This window comes from Mycobacterium sp. (genome assembly GCF_035697385.1).
Classification (GTDB): domain Bacteria; phylum Actinomycetota; class Actinomycetes; order Mycobacteriales; family Mycobacteriaceae; genus Mycobacterium.
In genome coordinates this window covers 16,578-38,213 of record NZ_DASSCY010000378.1, presented here as the reverse complement: position 1 = coordinate 38,213, position 21,636 = coordinate 16,578, and the positions used below count along the sequence as shown (strand labels likewise).

The window sequence follows — 21,636 nt, the reverse complement described above, 5'->3', positions numbered from 1 at the left end:
CTTTGTCAACCTGGGTCGGTATACCCTTGCCCGGTGGCCGCCACGAACCAGCAGACCGGACGCCTGGGCTCGCCGCCCCGCAGCGCTCCGCAGATGCGGACATTGCACGCGGCGCTGGAGCTATTCGCCGAGCACGGCGTCAGCGCCACGTCCTACCAGATGATCGCCGACGCGATCGGCGTGACAAAGGGCGCCATCTACCACCAGTTCAAGACCAAAGAAGAGATCATCATCGCCGTCGCCGAGATGGAACTCGCACGGTTGGAAGACGCGCTGGAGGCCGCAGAGTCCGAAGGCGATCAGGTGCGCGGACGCGAACTCCTCATGAGCCGGATCATCGATCACGCAATCGAACATCGGCGCGCGGCCAACACCTTTCAATTCGACCCAGTCATCCTCCGACTGCTGTCCAGTCACCTGCCCTTCCAACGCTTCGTTGAACGCCTGTACGGAATGCTCGTCGGTGACGAGGCCGGACCCGGCACGCGGGTTCGACTCGCAGCCCTGACGTGCGTCGTGGGTGGCACCGTCGGCCACCCGCTTGTCGCCGACCTCGACGACGAGACCTTGCGGACGCAGTTGATCGACGTGGTGCGTCAACTCGTTGAACTTCCGGCGGCGCCCAAAGCGCGAACACGCCGCTCCAACGGCTCGCGTATCGCGTCAGCCTAGAGGCGGCCGGGCTCGACGCCGCACAGGCGAAACGGATCGAATCGTCACATTCACCCTTGACATCGCTATACGATCGTCTAGGCTTCGAGCCTATACGTTCGTCTAGCCTGACTTTGAAGAGGGAGCCTCATGTCGTCGTGGAGTGAGAAGTTCATCGACGCCTTCAACACCCACGAGGTCGAGCCGATGCAGGCGCTCACGTCGCCGGACATCCTGTGGGAGGACGTATCCGGACACATCGAGTTCAAGGGCCTCGACGGTGTGCGCGACATGGTCCAAGTGACCATCGCGGCGATCCCCGACTGCAAGTTCACCCATCACCGTGGCATGAGTGTCGGCAATTCCTATGCCATCGAGTGGACGATGTCCGGCACGATATTCGGCCAGGAGTTCGCCTGCCGCGGCGCATCGGTCGGTGAGACCGACGACGCAGGCCTGATCGTGCACAACCGCGACTACTGGGACTCGCGATCGTTCCCGGAAATGCCTGCCGGACCTCAGAATCCGACGATGGAAGAGGTCGAGGCCAAGAAGGCCGCGCTCAACTCTTGAACTCACCATCAGCCCACCGTCACACCGAAGGAGACGCGCCGTGGTGCCTGACAAACTGATTACCGCGGATTGTCACATCGCTCCGCCCTACGAGCTGATCGACGAACTTCCCGAGCGCTACCGCGAGTACTTCCCGCGCATGGAGAAGCAGGACGACGGCACCACCGTCTACAGAGAGGGCCACATCGTCTCGATGTCGATGATGGCCGGCGAGGGCGCGGAGTCCGACATCACCGCCGACGCGACGGGCGCTGTCGGAAATGTTGTCACGGAGGCACATCCGAGCTTCGACGCCGCCGAGCAGCTTGCCGACCTTGAGCGCGACGGCGTCTATGGCGCGGTACTGATCGGCCGCATCACCGATATGCCGAACGCGATTCCCGCCGACGCGGACACCGCCTACTGCAAGGTGGTCAACGACTGGCTGGCCGAGACCTGGGGGCCCTACCTTGATCGGGTGGCGCCGGGAATCCACCTGCCGTTCAAGGATGTCGCGGCGTCGGTGGCAGAGCTGGAGCGCGCGGCAGGCATGGGACTGCGACCAGCGCTGCTACCCGATGGGATTTTCGAGAGACCCTATTACTTGGAGGAATGGGAGCCGCTCTGGGAGGCAGCGGACAGCCTACGTATTCCAATCACGATGCACGTCGGGGGCCTGCGTAGCCCGCTCGTCGGGCCGGGCCTGATGGCGTACCCCGGACGCCAGGACATCGGCTGGTACATGCAGAGCTGCGGTATGGGCGAGACCCTGGGCTGGATGACCTATAGCGGGGTCTTTGAGCGCTACCCGAACCTGCACGTCGTCATGACCGAAGGCTATGCGGGGTGGCTTGCCTTCGCCATGCAGTTCTACGACCACCACTTCAGCCAGAGTCGGCTGCACGACCTCGGCATCGACCACATCATGGGGCCGGCCAAGATCGACGTGCACCCGAGCTATTACCTGAAGCGGCAGGCACATGCCACATTCATGTGGGATCCGCTGGCGATTCGCTCACGTGACCTCACCGGCCTCGACTGTTTGATGTGGGGAAACGACTACCCCCACCACGAAGGTTCGTTCCCGTTCTCCGCGGAGTGGATCGAGAAGCAGTTCGACGGCGTGCCCGCGAACGAGGTCGAGCAGATCTGCCGCGGCAACGCCGCCGAGATCTTCGGCATCAAGGTCTGACCGTTGCCCGAAGACCACGACATCACTGGACAGTTTCGCCTCGACGGTAAGGCCGCTCTGGTCACCGGTGCCGGCAAGGGCATAGGCAAGGGCATCGCCGTGGCGTTCGCCAAGGCGGGCGCAGACGTCGCGCTTGTCGCTCGAACCAAGGACGACCTCGACGCGGTCGCCGAGGACATCCGGGCTCTGGGGCGCACCGCAGTGGCGATTCCAGCCGATGTCACGGAGATCGAAATGCTCGGCGACGTCGTCGAGCACGCAGCGGAATCGCTCGGGGGACTCGACGTCCTTGTGAACAACGCTGGTGGTGTCGAACAACTCGGCACGTATATGGACATGACGGTCGCGATCCTGGAGAACGCGTTCCGCTTCAATGTGTCAGCACCGTTCGTACTGGGCCGTCACGCGGTGCCGCACATGCTTGCCCGCGGAGGCGGAGCGATCGTGAACATCGGCTCGATGTCGGGCATGCAGAACGAGCGAGGCTTTCTCCCTTACAGTCTCGCGAAGTCGGCGCTCGGCAAGTTCACTCAGCTGGCCGCCATCGAGCTCGCGCCGAGGGTGCGGGTGAACGCGATCCTTCCTGGTTGCGTCGAAACGGAGGCGTTGCGCGGATTCATGGATGCCATGCCCGATGTGCGGGCCGGCATGCAATCCAAGACTCCGATGCGTCGAAACGGAACACCCGAGGACATCGGCGCTGCCGCTTTGTTCTTCGCGTCGCCCGCGTCGTCGTGGATCACCGGAAAGCTGCTCGAGGTCGACGGTGCCGCCCCGGCGGGACTGTTCCCCAACGAGTCACCTGATCTCTAGAGAGGAGACTTCGTGAGCGAGGAGATCCGATTCGACGGCGACGTCGTCGTCGTCACTGGCGGTGCGGGCGGAATCGGCCGCTCCCAGGCGATCGAGCTGGGCCGCCGCGGCGCCCGCGTCGTCGTCAACGACCTGGGAGGCAGCCCGCGCGGCGGTGGGTCAGATGCCACGATGGCTCAGGCAGTCGTGGACGAGATCGTCTCTGCCGGAGGCGACGCCGTCGCCAGTGGCGCCAGCGTGGCGTCCGACGACGGGCCACAACAGATCGTCGGGGCCGCACTCGACACCTGGGGCCGTATCGACGGTCTCATCCACAACGCCGCAATCGTGCTCGACGATCATGTCGAAGACGTCACCGACGACGACCTCGACAGCATTATGGCGGTCAATCTGCGCGGCACATTCCGCACCGTACGAGCCGTGTACCGGGCGATGAAGGACACCGGCGGCGGCCGCATCGTGACGCTGACGTCGGCGTCCGGCCTTTCCGGTGCGTTCGGTCAGGCGGCCTACGCGACGACGAAGATGGGTGTCATCGGGCTGACACGCTCGGTGGCCTGGGAGGGTACGCGCTTCGGCGTCAAGGCGAACGCTCTCGCCCCGGCGGCATTCGACACGCGGTTGTTCTCCGTGTTCACCCCGGACGGCGACGCGGCGTTACGCGGGCGCCCGCCCGAACTCGAGATCTCCCTGGACTCAGCCGAATACGTGGCGCTGCTTACCGCCAGTCGCGTAACGCCCATGGCGTTGGCGCTCGTACACCAAAGTTGCCCTGCGACGGCGCAGATCTTCGGAGCCACCGGCGGCTATTACTGCCGTTACGCGATCTCGCACACCGAAGGCGCGACCTTCGGCCCCCATCCGACGGTGGAAGACATTGCGGGCAATTGGGAACGGATCCGCGACGGCTCGCTGCACAATGAACTCGACGGCGAGGCCATGGCGTGGGGAGTCAAGGCGTATTCCACCCGCCTGCAGGATCTCGCCGCACAGCTTCAGGATGCGGAATCGACGAATGTCTGAAGGTCCGTTGCGGGTCGCCGTTTGGTCGACCGGCGGTATCGGGTCAATTGCGGTGCGAGCCGTCGTGGAGAATCCAGGCACCGAATTGGTCGGCGTCTGGGTGCATTCCGCAGACAAAGCCGGCGTGACGCGGGTGAGCTCGTCGGTATCGGACCGATCGGGGTTACCGCGACCAATGACGCCGACGCATTGATCGCATTGCGGCCGGACTGCGTCGTGTACGCCGCGAGCGGGCCTGAGCGCGACGCGGCCGCGGTACCCGACCATGTGCGGCTTCTCGAAGCCGGCGTCAACGTGGTCACCACGACACTCAATCGTCTGATCTTCCCGCCGTCGTTCGAACCGGACATCTGGCGTGAGCAGTTGGAACAAGCCGCCGCGGCCGGAGGAACGTCGTTGTACGCCAGCGGCATTGAACCCGGCTTCGCCGCAGACCATCTGGTGCTGATGCTGGCCACGCAGTCGAAATCCATCACGAAGATCCACGCCAGCGAAATCGCATTGTACGACGACTATCCAGTGGTAGAGACGATGACGGATGCGATGGGTTTCGGACGTCCCCTCGACTTTGTGCCCATGCTCTCGTACCCAGGCGCCATCGCGTTCCAATGGGGACCAGGCCTTCGTCTGATCGCGCATGGCCTCGGGCTCAAGATCGACGAGATCAGGGAGAAGTTCGACCGGGTTGCCACCGACCGCGACCTGCACGTCGCGTTCGGCACCGCCCAAGCGGGCACCTGCGGCGCACTGCGCACTCAGGCGATCGCCGTCATCGACGGTCGCGAGGCGATCACCATCGAGCATGTCAACCGACTGGCTCCCGATTTTGGCCTTGAGTGGGGTGAGGGTGGCGAGAACCCGGTCTACCGGATACGCATCGCCGGTGAGCCCGATATCGCGTGCGATATGACCGCCAGCCTGCGCGACCCGAAGGCCTCAGGATCCAACATGGACGCGGGTGCGGGCGCGATGGTGTCGACGGCGATGCGCGTTGTCAACGCCATTCCCTATGTGGTGGAAGCGAAGCCAGGGCTGCTCAGCGCGCTCGACATGCCGCTCACTCTCCCCCGCCAACCTCTACGCTGACCCTCAGTTCGTTGGCAGCCAACCGGATTGGCCGGCAAGATCTTCGAGCACCGCATCGACGACTGCCGCGACTACGGCGCGAGGTGGTCGAGTATCCCTTCGGCCGCAACAAGGGGCAGAGCGTGGCTGGCCCCCGCAACCACCTCAAGCCTGCTGTTGGGGAGCAGACGCGTCAGACGTCGGGCGTGCTCCATCGGCACCCAAGTGTCTCGCTCGCCTTGCCAGATGGTGACTAACTGCCGAACCTCGCCAAGGTCGAAACCCCACGACCCGTAATACCGGCGGTACTCATCGACCATTCCGCGGACTCCGTGCTTGGTGGCGTCTCGGATCGCTGCGGTGAGCGCAGGGAGTGCCATCTCGAGTGCAGCCATATCGCTGCTGCCACCGAAGGCACGTCGGCTCTCCCACGCCAGATAGCAATCAGGTGTCCATCGAGTAAGCCACAGGACTGCCGCCGCGGCCCAGGACGCCCAACGTGCGGCAGGGATAAGCATTTTGTCTAGCCAGAAGCCCAATTCCAAGACGTGGCGGGGCTTCTCGAGCGGGGCCATTCCGGCAACGGTGGCAACGACACGCACTCGGCGCGGCATTGCAGCCGCGCACGCCAGCGCGTAGGGCCCGCCGCCCGACCACCCCGCGACAGCGAAATCGTCAAGGTGAAGAAGGCTAGCGACCTGTTCGACGACGTTAGGCCACTCGGCGATCGAGCTCATAGCCCAGTAGTCACTGCGCCCAATTCCAGGCCGGTCGATCGAGATGATCTCGGCGCCGCACCGTCGGCCGGCGGCGTCGATAACCTTGGCGTCGAGACCGCAAACGAGTCCGCCGTGATTCCACACCAAGGGCCATCCGCCCACACTGCCAAACCGCCACACGCAGACCCGTCGACCCTCTACCGGCAACAAGGTAGACGACCCGTCAAGCGCCCCCATCAGATTGGCTTCATTGGCAACCCAGCCGATGACACATTAGCGGCAATCCGGGCCCGTCGAGTCTGTTGAGCAGGACGGTGCGCCCGCACACCGCCATCATCAAAGCCATTGCCGGCCCATGGATTTCAAGCCCGTTGCCCCAGGACCGGTCGACATCGGTGCCATGCAGCGACAGCCCACGCAGTCTGCCGAGAGGCACAAACGCAAACGGCCACGGACCGGTCAGGAAATCCAGCGCCAGTACCACCAGCTCGGGATCCGGTTCGAATGGCTGATTCAGCGGAATACTCATATCCCCGCGATGCACGAGAATGTCAGCGAGCGGGTCAAGTGGTCCAAATAACGGCGGACTCAACGGGTGATCGGCGCACTCGCGTAGCGTGTCGGCGATCTCGGCGGCCGGTAGCTCAGCACGACGACGCGCCAACTCATCGATCGCGCGAGCCATACTCATACGCCGCGCCGCCGTTCTCATGAACAACCAGAAGCTGTCGGCGAACACGCTCACCAGATGCGCCGCCACGGTCTTGACGTCCCAGCCTGTGCACAGGCTCGGGCACGCTAGCTGCGAATCGTCCAAGCTGTCGAGCAAGCCGGCTATCTGACGTCGCTGCTCCGCCACGGCAGCAAAGATGAACTCTCGGTCAGCTCGCATCAGCGGCTTGGCCGAATCCCGGCGCATCGGCAGATCTCACTACTGGCCACTGCCTTCTGCCCCCTCCGCAAAGACCCACTGTGTGGGAGACGGAATCGGATCGTCGGCAACAGTTATCCACTTCTCCTGGCGCGCTCTACTGCAACCGACGCGCGTTCGAGATAGGGCCATGCCAAATCGGGCGGCATGCCACCACATAGCGGATGTAGCTGCAGACTGCCGCGGCCGCGGATCTGGGCAGCGGCGTCATCGATCGTCATCACCGCGTATGGCCCTTGCGCCGAGCGCAGCTCGTCCACGGTGTCTGCACGGGTGATGCTGGCGACCGATTCGTCGCCGTGCCGGTATGCCGCGGCCATCTGGGCGTCGTGGAGCAGGTAAGAACCGATCTCCGCCCAACCGCGGTCGACATCGTCGGCGACGAACACCGCTGTGGGACTGCGGCCGTCGGGAAACTGGGCGGGCCCAGGTTCGTGGCCGTGGGATCTCGATTCCGCGTCGAAGGTCTCACGCAGCCCTGGCGCGTTCGTATGCGCGATGAAGCCGAGGCCATGACGCCCCGCACGCCTCGCGGCCGCTGCGGTGCCGCCCGCGATCATGAGCCGCGGTCCGCCCTGGGTGGATGTCATCGGAGTTACATGGACGCGTCGCCCGGCTAGGTCGACCGGCTCACCCTTGAGCAGTTCCAAGATGAGTGCCAAGTGACCATCGGCGATCTGTCCCCGGCGACGAGCGTCCACGCCCATGTGTTCGTATTCCTCTGGGCGGTGGCCTATTCCGAAGACGTAGGACACCCTGCCGTTGCTGAGGTTGTCCAGCACGGCGATGTCTTCGGCCAGTCGCACCGGGTGGTACAACGGCAGCACCGCCGCTGCCACCAGGATGTTGAGCACCTTGGTTCGGGCGGCGATCGCCGACGCGAGAATCAGAGGCGAGGGCAGGTGGCCGTCGGCGGTTGCGTGATGCTCACTCAACACCGCCATGACGGCGCCTCGGGTCTCCGCCCATGCACACATCTCCAGCGCGGCGTCGTACAGCGCCGGTGTCGGTGCGCCCGACGCCGGCGTGCGCATATCGAAGCGCATCGTGAACATGGGTGGTGTGGTTAGGAATTGGACACAGGATCGAACTCCACGTGCAAGGCGCTGAGTCCCCGCATGATGAACGTCGGGTCGTACTCGTACTTGCGGTCCTCGGCAGGGCCGTGCATTGTCTCGGAGATTCTGATGTCGGCCATCCGGTCCAGCAGGCGGTTCATCGAGATGCGCGCCTCGGCACGTGCCAGTGGCGCACCGGGGCATGAGTGTGCACCCCGCCCGAAAGCCACGTGCTCGCGGACGTTTCGACGGTCGTGCCGAAACTCGTGCGGGCACTCGAACTTACGCGGGTCACGATTGCTTGCGCCGGGAAGCAACATGATGATCGTGCCCGCGGGAATTTCCACTTCACCGATGCTCGTCGTGGTGCGCGCCAGGCGGAAGTGGCTCTTGACTGGACTCTCCATCCGCAAGGACTCTTCGAGGAACGCCGGGATCTGCGCGCGATTGTCGCGAAGCGCCTGTTGGATGTCGGGACGCTCGCCCAGCACCCGCATCCCGGTACTGAGCAGCTTGGTCGTCGTCTCCATGCCCGCCGCGAAGAGGAACGTCGCCAGCTTCACGACCTCGTCGACAGGGGGCACCGAGCCGTCCGGATAGGTCGCGCCGGCCAGTTCGGTCAACACGTCCTCGCGCGGTTGGCGCCGACGGTCGGTGACATAGGAAGCGAACTTATCGTCCAGCCACACCAACGGGTTATGGGCGACCGTTTCCTCGTTCTCCACATTGCCGACGACCTCGTTGCCCAGTACCCTCCTGAACTCGCCGTGGTCCTCATTGGGAACGCCGAGAAGATCGGCGATCACCAACATCGAGAGCGGTTTCGCGTAGTCCTCCATGAACTCGCAGGAACCACGATCGATGAACTTGTCGATCTGCTGGTCGACCAGGCGCCACATGAAGTCTTCGTTCTCGCTGAGCCGCTTCGGGGTAATGAGCTTGCTCAGCAGCCCCCGCGTCTTTGCGTGGTCACCCGCGTCCATCGTTACGACGTGCTCAGCCATCGGGATCGTCGCGCGGTGTTCTTCGATCTGCGCGCTGATGTCGTCGCCCTCTGGAGTGAACGGCAGCGGCGGGAACGGGCCGGCCACAGCAACGCACGACGAGAAGGCCGCGTCCTTGTATGCAGCCAACGCCTCCTGATGCCCCGTCACCGCCATGACACCGTAAGGGGTGGCATGTTGGACGGGGCACTGCGAACGCAGGTAATCGAAGTAGGGATACGGGTCGGGAACAAGTGACTGATCGGTGAAGTAATCGACCGAATCGAAATCGCTCATTGCGCCTCCTAGTTGACTGACACGTCTACCCGTACAAGGCAGACGAAACGTTGGTTACTGAGGTCCGTACTCGGCGTCCGCCTCACATGCGGGGCGCCACGGCACCGGTGACGACCACCACCCGATCGTCAAAGCGCAGTTCCGTCAACGTATGTCCTACGCGGGGTCGAACAGCACCGGTAGCGACGTCGGCGAGCGGAACACCTGCCCCCGGATGTGCGGATCGTCGCCGTCGGGATCCATCCGCAGGTTGGGCAGTCGATCGAGTAGCAGGTTGATCGCAGTACGCATCTCGAGGCGTGCGAGATGCATTCCGAGGCAGACGTGTACACCATGACCCCAGCCGAGATTTCCCTTGGCCTGACGGAAGATGTCGAACTTGTTGGGATCCGGGTAGCGGTCATCCTGTCGGTTCGCCGACCCCAGCATCGGCATCACCGTCGCGCCGGCCGGGATCTGCACACCGCCCAGTTCCGTGTCGCGCGTGGCGACGCGGGTGATGGTCAGCAGCGGCGCCTCCCACCGCACTCCCTCTTCGATGGCCTGCGGCAGCAGTGACCGATCGGCGCGGATAGCGTCCAACTGCGCGGGATCCGACAACAGCGCGAAGAGCAGGCTTCCCAGCGACCGGTATGTCGTCTCGACACCCGCGGGCAACAGCAGCCGGAGGAACGAAAAGATTTCCTCGTCCTCGAGCTTCTCCCCGTCGATCTCGGCCGCCGCCAGTGCGCTGATCAGGTCGTCCCTCGGTTCGGCGCGGCGCGCCTCGAGGATCGGCGCGAAGTAGTCACACAACGCCGCCGACGCCGCAAGGCCGCGTTCCGGGTTCATGAGCCAGCTCAGCAGCGATATGGACCAGCGCTGGAACTGCGGGTAATCCTTCTCGGGCAGGCCAAGGAGACCCGCGATGATCTGGCTCGGGTAGTCGAAGGTGAACTCCTTCACCAGGTCGGCCTTACCCTTCGAAGCGAACTTGTCGATCAAGCTGTTCCCCACGCGCCCGACAAGCTCGTCTTCCCACCGCGACAATGCCTTCTGAGTGAACGCCTTTTGCACCAGCGAGCGCAGCCGGCCGTGCACCGGCTCGTCCATCCCGAGCATCACGCGGTCGCCCAACACCGGGCCGAACGCCGCGATGACGCCCGACGACGAGAACGTCTCGTTGTCCCGCAGCATCTGCTGCACTTCCTCGTGGCGATACACGATGAACATCGGCAACGATTCCTCATGGGGCAACATCCCTGAGGTCTCGAGGCGCTGAACGGGCTCCTCGCGTCGTAGCCGCGCCAGTTCCGTATACGGATCACGCACGTCACCGGATATCGCGTCGTCGAACGACCCGAAATCTTCAAGATCGTCGAAAAGCTGTTCCATGGTTGAACTCCCTATTCGTCGGCCGGATAGGAGACCGACTTGACTTCCGTGTATTGACTGAACCCCACGAGGCCGTTCTGGCGTCCGACACCGCTGTCCTTGTAACCGCCGAACGGCACGTCCGCGCCATACCCGGCGGTGCCGTTCAACCCGATGAATCCGGCACGCAACCGGCGCGCGACCGCGAGCGACCGGTCCAGCGAGCTCGACATCACGTTTCCGGCAAGGCCGTACACGCTGTCGTTGGCGATCCGGATCGCGTCCTCTTCGTCCTCGTAGGGAATAACGACGAGTACGGGCCCGAAGATCTCCTCCTGCGCGATGGTCATCGCGTTGTCGACATCGGTGAAAAGCGTTGGGCTGACCCAGAACCCCTTGTCGAACTGCTTCGGCGCCTCGGTGCTCCCGACGAGCATCGTCGCTCCTTCGTCGACACCTTTTCGGATGTATCCGAGGATGCGTTCCTGCTGCTTACCAGAGATGACGGGGCCGCAAATGGTGCCAGGGTCCTGCGGATCGCCGGCTGCCATGTTCTCGTAGATGCCTTTGAGGATGGTCACGCCTTCGTCGTAGCGTGAGCGCGGCAGCAGCATGCGGGTGGGCGCCGCACAACCCTGACCGGCGTGCATCAGCGGACCGATGCCGATAAGACAAGCGGTGTTGAAGTCGGCATCCTCCAACACGATCGTCGCCGATTTCCCGCCGAGTTCGAGAAACAGCCGCTTCATGGTCGCGGCGCCCTTTTCCATGATGCGCTTGCCGACCACCGTGGAACCGGTGAACGAGATCATGTCGACCTTCGGCGAGAGGGTCAGCTCTTCGCCGACGAAGTGATCGGATGCGGTGACGACATTGACCACACCCGCTGGGATATCGGTCTTTTCGGCGATCAGCCGCCCTAGCCTCGTCGCGTTGAACGGTGTGTTTGGTGCCGGCTTGAGTACCACGGTGTTCCCGGTCGCCAACGCCTGAGCGAGTTTGTTGATGGTGACTTCGAACGGAAAGTTCCAGGGCACGATGGCACCGACCACCCCGACCGGTTCGTGCCATACCTTGCGGCGGGTCATCCGGCCGGTGAGCGAGACGAACGCATCGCCGAGATCGGTCTCCCACGGGAAGGTTTCGATGAGCTTCGCCGGGTACTTCAGGCCGTCTTGGAGAGGGGCGTCCAACTGGGGTCCGTGCGTGACCGCCCGAGGACAGCCGACTTCCCGAATGAGCTCCTCGCGCAACTCTTCCAGTTCGCTCTCGATCGCCTCGTGGAGTTGTTCGAGACACCGCTTGCGCAGCTGATGGTTGGTCGACCAGTCGGTCTCGTCGAACGATCGGCGGGCCGCGTCGATCGCCCGGTGCATATCGGCCGCCGAAGCGTCGGCGACCTCGCCGAGCACATCCTCGTTGGCGGGATTGATGTTGGTGAAGGTTCCCGCCTCACCGTCGACGAGCTTGCCGTCGATCATCATTCGCGCCTCGTAGGGCGCTTTGGGCTCAGCCATTGCTCTCGCTCCCTTGCTCGGACGGCTTGCGGGCGGCCGCTCGTCTCGCCGCTCGGTCAGCCAGGCGCTGCATCAGCGGTTTCGGAATCACCTTGGCCGCCAGAACCATCGCCTGCTGTGCACCAGTCAAAGGCCATGCGCCGTCACGCATCGCCCCCTGCCTGGGGATTCCCATGACCAGCCGGGACATGTGATGCATCCCGGTCGACGGCAGGAACCGGTTCGACGCCAACAGCATCGACGCGTCAGGCCCAACGCCATGGCGGCGAAACGCCCCGCGATCGTCGAGCGCTTTCACCAAGCCGTCGGTGAATTTCTCCGGTGGCCGCGCGAAACTGACAGCGAACCGACCTCGGGTGTTCATGGTGGTATGCAACCGGGCGTAGGGCCCGGCGAAGTCGCGGTCGTCAGTGGTTCCGGCATCGGTGATGATGTCGGTGTCGTACGTGCCGGTCACGAGGATGGTGACTCCGAGTCCGAATGGCGCGATCTCGCCCGCCATCGACTCACCCCACCGCTCCAGCGCGCCCTTGGCTGCCGAGTACGCAGCGATGCCCGGCTGACCGCGCACGCCACCGGCGCTGGAGACCAGCACAATGCGGCCCTTGCCCGCGGCGCGCATCGATGGCAACAACTCCTTGGTAAGCGCGACGGGGCCCAGGACGTGGGTGGCGAACATGTTCTCCCACAACTGCATGTCGGTTTCCTCCACCATTCCGGCAGCGGAGATTCCGGCGTTATGCACAAGCGCGTATGGCGCCCCCACACCTTCTTCGATCGCCTTGGCGGCGGCGGAGACCGACGCCGAGTCCATCAGGTCGAGCTGAACGCCGATCAGCCGATCGTCGTCCTCGGCCGCCCCTGTCGCCTTGCGCAACAACGGCATTCCGCGATCGGGGGCGCGCATCGCCGCGACCACGCGCCACCCCTCGCGATAAAGGCGCAAGGCCGACGCGAAGCCGAGCCCTCGAGACGCACCCGTGATGACGACCGTCTTCTCTTCGCGCGAGCGCTCATCGAAGCCGCGCGGGTCAGCCATTCTGACTCTCAGTCGCACACGCGCCTTCGCCCGGCGGCGGCGGCTCGACGTCAGGGCGCCCGTCCGGCAGACCCTGCTGCCATGTGGACCACTTCCCGACCGAGAACGGTCCCTCGGCACCGGCCTTCTCGTAGTAGCCCTGCGGGTCGTACACCTTGGCCTCGGGGTAAGGCCACGGGCACGCGACCGACGTGGCCAGCCCACTTGCCTTGATAGCCCAGAACCACCCGCCGTAGGCGAAGTACGACACGTTGATGATCGCGAACATCACCAGGAACGTGCCGAGCACCGGCTTGGTGGGGAACAGCTTCGCCTTCGCGGCGAGCTTCTCCGCCACCGACTTCCCCGTGTCGTCGCGGTAGACGAGGATCGCTGCCGGGATCATCACGAAGGTCACCGACAGCGACTCCCAGATCAGCGGGAATTGAAAGGTGGTGCCAGGGAACAACGTGCCGAACGGGATCGCCTGCGAGTAGATGTACAGCCCCGTGCGCACCAAGCTGATCTCCAGAATGGCGTCGAAGATGAAGCCGATCACCAGCACCAGCGCACCCAAGCTGATCAGCGGGTGCCGGGTGACGAACGCTTCCGGACCGCGCTTCGCCTGCAACTTGCGAAGAATCCAGATCGCCGGGAAGTACGGGCCGAAGTAGAACGTCACGTATCCGAACACGATGAAGGGTTCAACGGTCGGCGACATCATGATCAGAGGCCAGGATTCCGGCCAGTGCATCAACATCGGGTTATAGACCGCGTACGGCGACCAATTCATGATCGGGTCCTGCCACACGATCAGCGTCGTGACAAGGACCATCAACAGCACCGGGCTGCCGGGGTTTTTCCGCCAGCCACGGATGAAGACGATCGTCAGCACCACGACCATGATCAAAGCGCCGACCTGCGGGATGACTTGCCAGTGATCGAATCCCGTCAGGAACCCGACCGGACGGGGCCGTCCCTCGACGTTCGGGTTGGCCACCCGCGGGTCGACGTCCCAGCGCCCGACGGCGGCGAACAACCCGAGGAAGCCGAGCCAAGCAAACAGCGAAATCACTCGGCCCCAGTTCGGGCCGGTGCGCGACCCCCCTTTCGAATCAGCCCGAGTATCGGACTGTGAACCGGGTGGTGTGGATTCCTGGGTGGTCATCGATCAGTCTTCCTCTCCGAAGCGATCAACTAAGTGCGAGTTGGTGCCGTCGGCATCAAGCGTTCGGGCGACCAGGTAGCCGGCGCCCATCCAGGCGCGGCGGGTCCACTTGCCGAAGGACACCCGGGTTCCGGGGGCACCTGACGCGGCGGGCATCATCTTCACGCGCTCCAGCGCTTCCTTGACCCCGCGCGGGCTCAACGGATGTGAGTCGGTGAATGCACGAACCAGAGTCCCGGCGACATCGAAGTTCACTGCCGTCACGCAGAATTCGGGACGACTGCCGTTGTACTTCTTCGCGTAGCGGTCCAGGACCGCCTGTCCGACCGCGTTGCCTTCGTCGTACTGGTCGATCCCGGTCCAGCCCATGAACGCGTTCCACATGATCGGGTTGACCCACGCGTTCTGGAACGCGGTGGTGGTGAACCGCGGCGGGTCCCAGTTGACGGCCTCGAGCGCTGGGTTGATGAACACGATGCCGAAGCCGAAGCCGAGATGGACGATCGCCTCGGCCTTGGCGTCATGCAGAGTTCGCACCGCGTCGTTGATGTCCTGCGCGGTCTGTGCGATCGCGGCCTCCGCGACGATGCGAATGCCCTTGCGTCTGCAAGCACTTCGCAGATTCTTCAGATAGCTCTCACCGATCAGGTTCTGCTCGACGAGGACACCGATCTCGGTTAAGCCGCGCTTGGCCACGAGGTCCGCGAGGAAGATCGGCTCATCGGTCATCGATCCCTGGGGAAACGCGAACGTCCATTCCCCCAGCCAGTCGTCGGTGCCGGTGACGCTGATGGCCGGGACCTTGAACCGTTCCTCGATCGCCTCTTTGCACGGCACAGCGTTGTCGGTGATGTGCGGGCCGAATACCACCAGACAGCCCTCGTCGACGAGTTCGCCGAACGCATCGATGACCGACTTCACCGAGCCCTTTGGTAGCCCTTCCACCTCGCGGTAGATCATCTGGACGGGGCGGTCCATCAGACCTTGCTCGAAAGCCTCTTCGAAGAGCAGTTCGAAGGTCTGGGTGAAAGAGGCATACAGATCCTCCGGGAAGCCCGGAGGCAAGGTGAAGTCCATCAGGTAGCCGACCTTGATCGGCTCAGCAGTGCTCTCGTAGGACACGTGACCTCCCTGGGGGTCGACCTAATATTTGTTCAGACCCTAGCGGGGACGCTGAGCAGCGTCAATCATCCGACGTCGTCCGACGCCCCTAGATAGACATCGATCATCTCGTTGAGACCCCGCCCCACCGATGCGTCGTCGGTTAGCGGCCCTGCGATCGCGGCTCTGGCGGCATCGCGGGCGGTAAGCCCCTCCGCAATGAGCCGGCCCGCAGCGATGAGCACGCGCGTCGACGCGACCTCGCGCAGTCCCCCGGTCTCGAGTCGACGAATCGCCTGACCGAACCGCACCAGCTCGGCAGCCGTCGCGTGATCCACGCCGGACTCGTGCGCAACGATGCCCTCCTCGACATCGGGCGCGGGGAACCCGAACTCGATCGCGACCATCCGTTGCCTGGTGGAGTCCTTGAGGTCCTTCAGGACACTTTGGTAGCCGGGGTTGTACGACACCACCAGGCCGAATTCCGGCGCCGCTTCCAGCGTGATGCCAAGGCGTTCGATCGGCAATTGCCGCCGGTAATCCGCGAGGGGATGCAGAACCACGGTGGTGTCCTGCCGTGCCTCGACCACCTCGTCGAGATAGCAGATTGCCCCCTCGCGTACGGCCCTGGTGAGCGGACCGTCGACCCAGACCGTCTCGTCACCCCGCAGCAGGTATCGGCCAACCAGGTCGGCGGTGGTTAGGTCGTCGTGGCATGCGACGGTTATCAGGGGCCGGCCGAGATCATGGGCCATCGCCTCGACGAAGCGAGTCTTGCCGCAACCGGTGGGTCCCTTCAGGACCAGCGACAGGCCCTGGCGATATGCCGCCTTGAAGACTGTTTCCTCGTTGCCCACTGGCTGGTAATACGGACGTTCTGCGGACACTTGAGGAATCGCGCCGTTCGGGTATGTGAGGCCGGACTCGTTGGCCTTCACAAGGTACCTTCGCCGGGGTTGGTCTGACAGTCTCTGGCACCAGACATGGCTTCCCTTCCGTCATCCGCCGCGCTGCGGTGGCTGTAGCGTAACCCGGAACAGATGTTTGTTTCAAGGACGTCCAATTTGTCGCCGTTGGATATGCCTCGGATCCCAACTGCATTCTGGGACATGACATCAGGCCAACTCGAACCGACCAAAATGCCCGTCACGCCACCCGCCGCCGAACCTCCGCGGAGCGCAGAGCCGAACGAAATAGCGGCCCGATCATGCCGGCGAGTTGATCGGGACGCGCGATGGTCGCATGTGCCGCACTGCCAAAAACCTTGCGCAGCGACGCCACGTCGGTGCCCGCACCCACGGTTAGGCACACACAGCCAGTGCCACGGCGACGGGCCTCGGTCAACGCGCGGCGCGCATCGGCGGCGCCGTAGGCACGCTCGTAGCCGTGGTCGTAGGCCAGACCGTCGGAGAGCACGACCAGCAGTCGGCGCGACGTACCTCCGCTGGACTCCAAGACGGCCGAGCCGTGCCGAATGGCAGCCCCCAACCGCGAGTACGCTCCCGGTTCCAGGCTGTTGAGCTGCCGGATCACCCGCGCGTCGAGGTGGTCGTTGAACCGCTTGACGGGCACCAAGTTCACCGCCGAGCGGCCCTGCGAGTAATAGGCGTACAACGCCACCCGGTCGCCGAGGTCGTGAAGTGCGACGGTGAGGTTCGCGACCACCTCGCGCTGTTGCTGGTGCACGGTGCGCCCGAGGGTGCCCGGCTCGGCCGCCGAACCCGAGACGTCGAGCAACAGCAGCACAGACAGGTCGCGGCGTCTGCGCAAGCTGTCCAGGTAGACCGCTTCATCCGGCACCGACCCGGCCCTCACCTCCACCCTCGCCTCGACAGCGGCATCGATGTCGATGTCGTCGCCCTGCGACTGGCGGTGCCGGCGATGAAGGCCCATGCCGAGTCGCGCGAGCGGGCGCCGCACACCGATGGCACCGTCGATGGCTTGCGTCGCTGAAGCCTTGATTCTCGGCTCGACCTCGCGCACCGTGCACCAGTCGGGTCGGTAGCGCTTGCGATTGGCGTCCCATTCCGGGTACGTGAAGCCGTCGGATTTGACATCGGCGACGTCCTCGTCCGAGGCGGAGGCCGTCGACGACACAGCGTATGCACCGCGGTTCGCCGAATTGGTGCGATGCGTCGGCGCATCCGCGCCCGGCGGCCCCCCGCCGCTGCGGTCCGATTTCCGCACCGACGACAGCATCTTCTTCAACCACTTGCCGATGAAGCCACCACCGCCGACAGGGCTGCTAAACAGGTCCGGATCGTCGGTGTCGTCGACCTCTCCGTCGTCGAGTTCCTCGAGCTCCTCTTTGGCGCTCTGTTTTCGCGGCATATGTGCCGGCGTCTCGTGGTCCACGTTCTTGGCCGCACGGCTGCTGGCGGCTAGCACCTTCTTCCCACGGATGACACCGAATCCAACGGGTGCATCGTCGAGCGCGCCATTGCCAGATGCGATCGACAGCGACATGGCGGCCGAGTCGCTACGACGGGCCACATCACGATCGGCCATCGAACCAAGCACCCCGGGCAGCAGGTCTCCGTTCGCGACAAGCGCCCTATGCCCCTCAATAGCGAGATACCTCCTGGCCAGGCGCGGATGGCGGACCATCGGACCAACGACATCGGGAGCCAGGCTGCCTGCCGCAATCAGAGACGCCTGCACTGCCACCGACTCGAGGTTGGCGCGGGAGCGTGCCGAGTGATCGACGAAGATCGTCTCGCCATCGGTCCATGCCGGCTCGCCCGGCTCAAGTGGCGCGACCGCCACCGGTCGGCCGGCGAGCGCCGAGGCCAACATGCTCAACCCCTGCAACCGCTCGCGATCGTCGTCGGCCACGCACCACCTCCGCACCCCTGGACTCGGTTGACCAAATATCTGTTCCACCGTAGAGTCCGGTCCAACTGGAGTCAATCGAATGAGGTCGTCCGGAGAACGTGGATTTCTCGTACCCGCCAGAGGCGGAACGGTTCCGCAAGGAGCTGCGAGCGTGGTTGTCAGCGCATCTGACTAACGAGGTGATTGAAAACAGCCCCAGGCGTGGCACCGATGACGCCGCGTTCGAGACGCTGCGCACATGGAATGCAATGGTGGCCGACGCCGGCTGGGCGGCGGTGTCGTGGCCCAGGGAGTACGGCGGGCGCGGTGCGACGCCGCTCGAGCAGCTCGTGTATGCCGAAGAGACCACGCGAGCGCGCGTTCCCGTGCCGCTCAACATCATCGGCATCAACAACATCGCGCCGGCGATCATGCAGTACGGCACCGAAGGGCAGAAGAGCTCGTTGCTCCCCCGCATGCTGCGCGCCGACGACATCTGGTGCCAGGGGATGTCCGAGCCGGAAGCCGGATCCGACCTGGCGTCGTTGCGCACCAAGGCGGTTCGCGACGGATCTGACTTCGTGGTGTCCGGCCAGAAGATCTGGACCTCGCTGGGACACCGTGCCGACTGGTGTCAGTTGTATGTGCGGACCGACCCGGAAGCACCAAAGCACAAAGGCATTTCGTGCTTGATCGTGGATATGTCGTCACCTGGGATCGAGGCGCGCCCGCTCGTCACGCTCAACGGCGACGCCGATTTCGCAGAGGTCTTCTTCAACGATGTGCGAGTACCTGCTGACGCACTGCTCGGTCCGCTGAACAAGGGATGGCAGGTGGCCACCACCACGTTGAGTTTCGAACGCGCTGCGGCGGCCCGGCTCTACGCCGAGATGCAGGTCCGGCTCCGCGACCTCGCGGCAGATCTCGCGGGCAGCGACAACGGCACCCCGCTCGACGATCCGGCTACACTGCGCCGGCTCGGCGAACTCGACGTACGGATCAAGAACCTCGAGGTGCTGTGCCAGCGGTCGATTTCGGCCGGGATGCACGGCGGCGACGCGTTCGCCACCGCCAGCCTCGCCAAGTCCGTGTGGGGCGAAATCGGCAAAGATCTGGCCGCACTGGCGTTCGACGCACTGGACCCCGGGGCCGCCGGTGGCCGGTGGGACGAGTTCCGGCTGACGTCACACGCGCTCACCATCGCGGGCGGCACCACCCAGATCAACAAGAACATCACCGCCCAACGCGTGCTCGGGTTGCCTCGCTCATGAATCTGGAACTCAGCGACGAACAACTGGCGCTTCGAGACACCGTGCGACGGTTCCTGTCCGAAAGGGCGAGCATCCCGGGGCATGTGCGCCCGATGCTCGACGATCCGACGGGCACCACCGACGCCGTCTGGCGCGGCCTGGCCGACCTCGGCGCAACAGGACTGCTGGTTCCGGAGGACCACGGCGGCGAGGGCATGTCGATGACCGAAGCCGGCTTGGTCTGCGAGGAGTTAGGCGCCGCACTTCACCCGGGTCCGTGGCTGTCCAGCGCGGTCGCCGCGCCACGGGCCTTGCTTCGTTTCGGCACCGACAACCAGGACACCGCGGTCGCCGAGCTGTTGGCCGGGTTGGCCGCGGGGTCGCGGATCGCCGCTGTCGCGCTTCCCACGGCAGGCGACACGATTTCTACCGTCGTCCACCGCGACGGGCACGCCGTGCTCAGCGGCGCACTCGGCCAGGTGCCCGACGCCGCGGCCGCTGACACACTGCTGGTGTTAGCGGGTGACGATTCCCGGCCAGAACTGCTGGCGGTGCCGACATCTGGGGACGGCGTCGAAATCGTCGAGGACGCGGGAATCGACCGGTCTCGTAAGACTTTCCAGGTCGTATTCAAGGACGCTCCAACACACGTCGTGGCGACCGGTTCGGCTGAGACCGCCGAGGCGCTCATCGACGACATGCTCATAGCGTGGGCGGCCGACGCACTCGGTGCCGCCCGACAGGTTCTCGGGATGACCATCGAGTACGCAAAGGTGCGCCGTCAATTCGGTTCTCCCATCGGGAGTTTCCAGGCGGTTGCGCATCTGTGTGTGGACATGTACGAAACGGTGGAGTTGGCGCGCAGCGGTGTGCTGTACGCGCTGTGGGCTGCGGACGACGCGGATCGCGCAGAGCGCCACCGCGCCGCGCTACGCCTGAAGGCGTTCTCTGGGCGGCTGGCCACCGTAGGCGACCAGGCCATCCAGGTCTTCGGCGGCATTGGGTTCACCTGGGAACACGACGCTCAGCTCTACCTGAAACGCCTGCTGAGCTTTAGCCGATTCCTCGGCAGCCCCGGGCAATACTTGCAACAGCTGGGTGCGACCGTCGCGGCCAACGGCAACGAACACCGCGAATTAACCAGTATTGCACCATGATCGACTATGCCGGCCAAGTCGCGATTGTGACCGGCGCGGGTCGCGGGCTCGGCCGCCTGTACGCCCTCGATCTGGCGCGGCGAGGTGCGGCGGTGGTGGTCAACGACATCGGCGGCAGCATGCACGGCACTGGTACCGATTCCGGTGTTGCCGACGAGGTAGTCAAGGAGATCGAGCAGGCCGGCGGCAGGGCCGTCGCCTCCTACGATTCGGTCGACAACCCCGAGGGCGGCCAAGCGATCGTCGACGCTGCTGTCGATGCGTTCGGGCGGCTCGACGCCGTGGTCAGCAATGCCGGCATCTTCGGAACCGTGGCGTTCGAGGACCTTTCGTTCGACGACTGGAGCCGAATGCTGCGCGTCCATCTCGACGGCGCGTTCCATCTTTCCCAGCCCGCTTACCGCGTGATGAAGACCAACGGCGGTGGCCGATTCGTGTTCATCTCGTCATCCGCTGCGATCTTCGGCCAGCCGATGGAGGCCCACTACGCGGCAGCGAAAGCCGGCCTGGTGGGTTTGACCAACGTGATCGCTATCGAGGGCGAGGCCCATGGGGTCCTCGCTAATTCCGTTATGCCCACCGGCTTCTCGCGAATGGTCACCGAGACTGTCGGTGACGAGAAGTTCCTCACCGAATCGGAGTTCATGCGGGCGATTCGGCCCGAGCTCGTAGTGCCGCTGGTGACCTTTCTCGCCAGCAAGGCATGCACGGTCACCCATCGCAACTACTCGGCGTGCGCAGGACGCTACGCACGGGTCTTCGTCGGGCTCAGCGAGGGCTGGTTGGCGGACGCCGACAGCGAACCGACCGCGGAGGACATCGACGCCCATATGGACGAGGTGTCGTCAACCGACAAATTCATCGTGCCGGGCTCGATCGTCGACGAAGTGTTGGAGCTCTGCGATCGACGCGGTATCAGCGCGATGCCCGAGAACGCGGACGTCACCTTCCCAGAACCGCCGAAACACTAGGAG

Annotated in this window: 19 protein-coding genes and 1 pseudogene; 9 read left to right on the top strand and 11 right to left on the bottom strand. The window is 64.5% G+C overall.

The window, feature by feature from the left end; all coding sequences use genetic code 11:
* Positions 1-93 precede the first annotated feature (93 nt).
* The 6 genes and pseudogenes from VFH65_RS31415 to VFH65_RS31390 all read left to right on the top strand — a co-directional run bounded on the left by VFH65_RS31415 (position 94) and on the right by VFH65_RS31390 (position 5,317).
* Positions 94-672 (top strand): TetR/AcrR family transcriptional regulator, encoded by a 579-nt coding sequence (locus VFH65_RS31415; RefSeq protein WP_353327347.1) that lies wholly within the window; start codon positions 94-96, stop codon positions 670-672.
* 129 nt (positions 673-801) lie between these two features.
* On the top strand, positions 802-1,224 hold the full coding sequence (locus VFH65_RS31410; RefSeq protein ID WP_353327335.1) for a nuclear transport factor 2 family protein: 423 nt from the start codon (positions 802-804) through the stop codon (positions 1,222-1,224).
* Positions 1,225-1,267: 43 nt separating this feature from the next.
* Positions 1,268-2,395 carry an amidohydrolase family protein gene (locus VFH65_RS31405; RefSeq protein WP_353327334.1) on the top strand — a complete coding sequence of 376 codons (1,128 nt, stop codon included), beginning with the start codon at positions 1,268-1,270 and terminating at the stop codon, positions 2,393-2,395.
* A 3-nt stretch (positions 2,396-2,398) separates the two neighbouring features.
* A complete protein-coding gene (locus VFH65_RS31400) occupies positions 2,399-3,208 on the top strand; it encodes a glucose 1-dehydrogenase (RefSeq protein ID WP_353327332.1) in 810 nt (269 codons plus the stop codon).
* A gap of 12 nt (positions 3,209-3,220) precedes the next feature.
* Positions 3,221-4,231: an SDR family NAD(P)-dependent oxidoreductase gene (locus VFH65_RS31395; protein ID WP_353327330.1), complete on the top strand. Its 1,011-nt coding sequence runs from the start codon at positions 3,221-3,223 to the stop codon at positions 4,229-4,231.
* Positions 4,224-5,317 (top strand): annotated as a pseudogene (locus VFH65_RS31390) (dihydrodipicolinate reductase). Before VFH65_RS31395 ends, VFH65_RS31390 begins: the two are co-directional and overlap by 8 nt.
* 71 nt (positions 5,318-5,388) lie before the next feature.
* Here VFH65_RS31390 and VFH65_RS31385 read toward each other — a convergent pair.
* The 11 genes from VFH65_RS31385 to VFH65_RS31335 form a co-directional block, all read right to left on the bottom strand.
* Complete coding sequence (locus VFH65_RS31385; protein ID WP_353327328.1) at positions 5,389-6,177, bottom strand: alpha/beta fold hydrolase; 789 nt, start codon at positions 6,175-6,177, stop codon at positions 5,389-5,391.
* A gap of 85 nt (positions 6,178-6,262) precedes the next feature.
* Positions 6,263-6,934, bottom strand: a complete 672-nt coding sequence (locus VFH65_RS31380) for a maleylpyruvate isomerase family mycothiol-dependent enzyme (protein WP_353327326.1) — start codon at positions 6,932-6,934, stop codon at positions 6,263-6,265.
* 86 nt (positions 6,935-7,020) lie between these two features.
* Positions 7,021-8,001, bottom strand: coding sequence for an LLM class flavin-dependent oxidoreductase (locus VFH65_RS31375; protein WP_353327325.1), 981 nt, complete (start codon positions 7,999-8,001; stop codon positions 7,021-7,023).
* Between the two features lie 11 nt (positions 8,002-8,012).
* The gene (locus VFH65_RS31370; protein WP_353327323.1) at positions 8,013-9,284 is read right to left on the bottom strand and encodes a cytochrome P450; all 1,272 of its coding nucleotides are present in this window, start codon (positions 9,282-9,284) and stop codon (positions 8,013-8,015) included.
* A 156-nt stretch (positions 9,285-9,440) separates the two neighbouring features.
* A complete protein-coding gene (locus VFH65_RS31365) occupies positions 9,441-10,658 on the bottom strand; it encodes a cytochrome P450 (RefSeq protein WP_353327321.1) in 1,218 nt (405 codons plus the stop codon).
* An 11-nt stretch (positions 10,659-10,669) separates the two neighbouring features.
* Positions 10,670-12,154 carry an aldehyde dehydrogenase family protein gene (locus VFH65_RS31360; RefSeq protein ID WP_353327320.1) on the bottom strand — a complete coding sequence of 495 codons (1,485 nt, stop codon included), beginning with the start codon at positions 12,152-12,154 and terminating at the stop codon, positions 10,670-10,672.
* The gene (locus VFH65_RS31355) at positions 12,147-13,193 is read right to left on the bottom strand and encodes an SDR family oxidoreductase (RefSeq protein WP_353327318.1); all 1,047 of its coding nucleotides are present in this window, start codon (positions 13,191-13,193) and stop codon (positions 12,147-12,149) included. The genes VFH65_RS31360 and VFH65_RS31355 overlap by 8 nt, the downstream gene beginning before the upstream one ends.
* Complete coding sequence (locus VFH65_RS31350) at positions 13,186-14,340, bottom strand: spirocyclase AveC family protein (RefSeq protein ID WP_353327317.1); 1,155 nt, start codon at positions 14,338-14,340, stop codon at positions 13,186-13,188. Before VFH65_RS31350 ends, VFH65_RS31355 begins: the two co-directional genes overlap by 8 nt.
* Before the next feature lie 3 nt (positions 14,341-14,343).
* On the bottom strand, positions 14,344-15,462 hold the full coding sequence (locus VFH65_RS31345; RefSeq protein WP_353327315.1) for an ABC transporter substrate-binding protein: 1,119 nt from the start codon (positions 15,460-15,462) through the stop codon (positions 14,344-14,346).
* 65 nt (positions 15,463-15,527) lie between these two features.
* The gene (locus VFH65_RS31340; RefSeq protein WP_414688553.1) at positions 15,528-16,379 is read right to left on the bottom strand and encodes a CbbQ/NirQ/NorQ/GpvN family protein; all 852 of its coding nucleotides are present in this window, start codon (positions 16,377-16,379) and stop codon (positions 15,528-15,530) included.
* A gap of 208 nt (positions 16,380-16,587) precedes the next feature.
* Positions 16,588-18,276 (bottom strand): nitric oxide reductase activation protein NorD, encoded by a 1,689-nt coding sequence (locus tag VFH65_RS31335; protein WP_353327311.1) that lies wholly within the window; start codon positions 18,274-18,276, stop codon positions 16,588-16,590.
* A gap of 98 nt (positions 18,277-18,374) precedes the next feature.
* On the opposite strand from VFH65_RS31335, the gene VFH65_RS31330 reads away from it, so the two are divergent.
* From VFH65_RS31330 to VFH65_RS31320, 3 genes are read left to right on the top strand one after another with little or no spacing between them, the layout of a single operon-like run.
* Positions 18,375-19,526 (top strand): acyl-CoA dehydrogenase family protein, encoded by a 1,152-nt coding sequence (locus tag VFH65_RS31330; protein ID WP_353327310.1) that lies wholly within the window; start codon positions 18,375-18,377, stop codon positions 19,524-19,526.
* Positions 19,523-20,662, top strand: coding sequence for an acyl-CoA dehydrogenase family protein (locus VFH65_RS31325; RefSeq protein ID WP_353327308.1), 1,140 nt, complete (start codon positions 19,523-19,525; stop codon positions 20,660-20,662). Before VFH65_RS31330 ends, VFH65_RS31325 begins: the two co-directional genes overlap by 4 nt.
* Positions 20,659-21,633 carry an SDR family NAD(P)-dependent oxidoreductase gene (locus VFH65_RS31320; protein ID WP_353327306.1) on the top strand — a complete coding sequence of 325 codons (975 nt, stop codon included), beginning with the start codon at positions 20,659-20,661 and terminating at the stop codon, positions 21,631-21,633. The genes VFH65_RS31325 and VFH65_RS31320 overlap by 4 nt, the downstream gene beginning before the upstream one ends.
* The last annotated feature ends 3 nt before the right edge of the window (positions 21,634-21,636 follow it).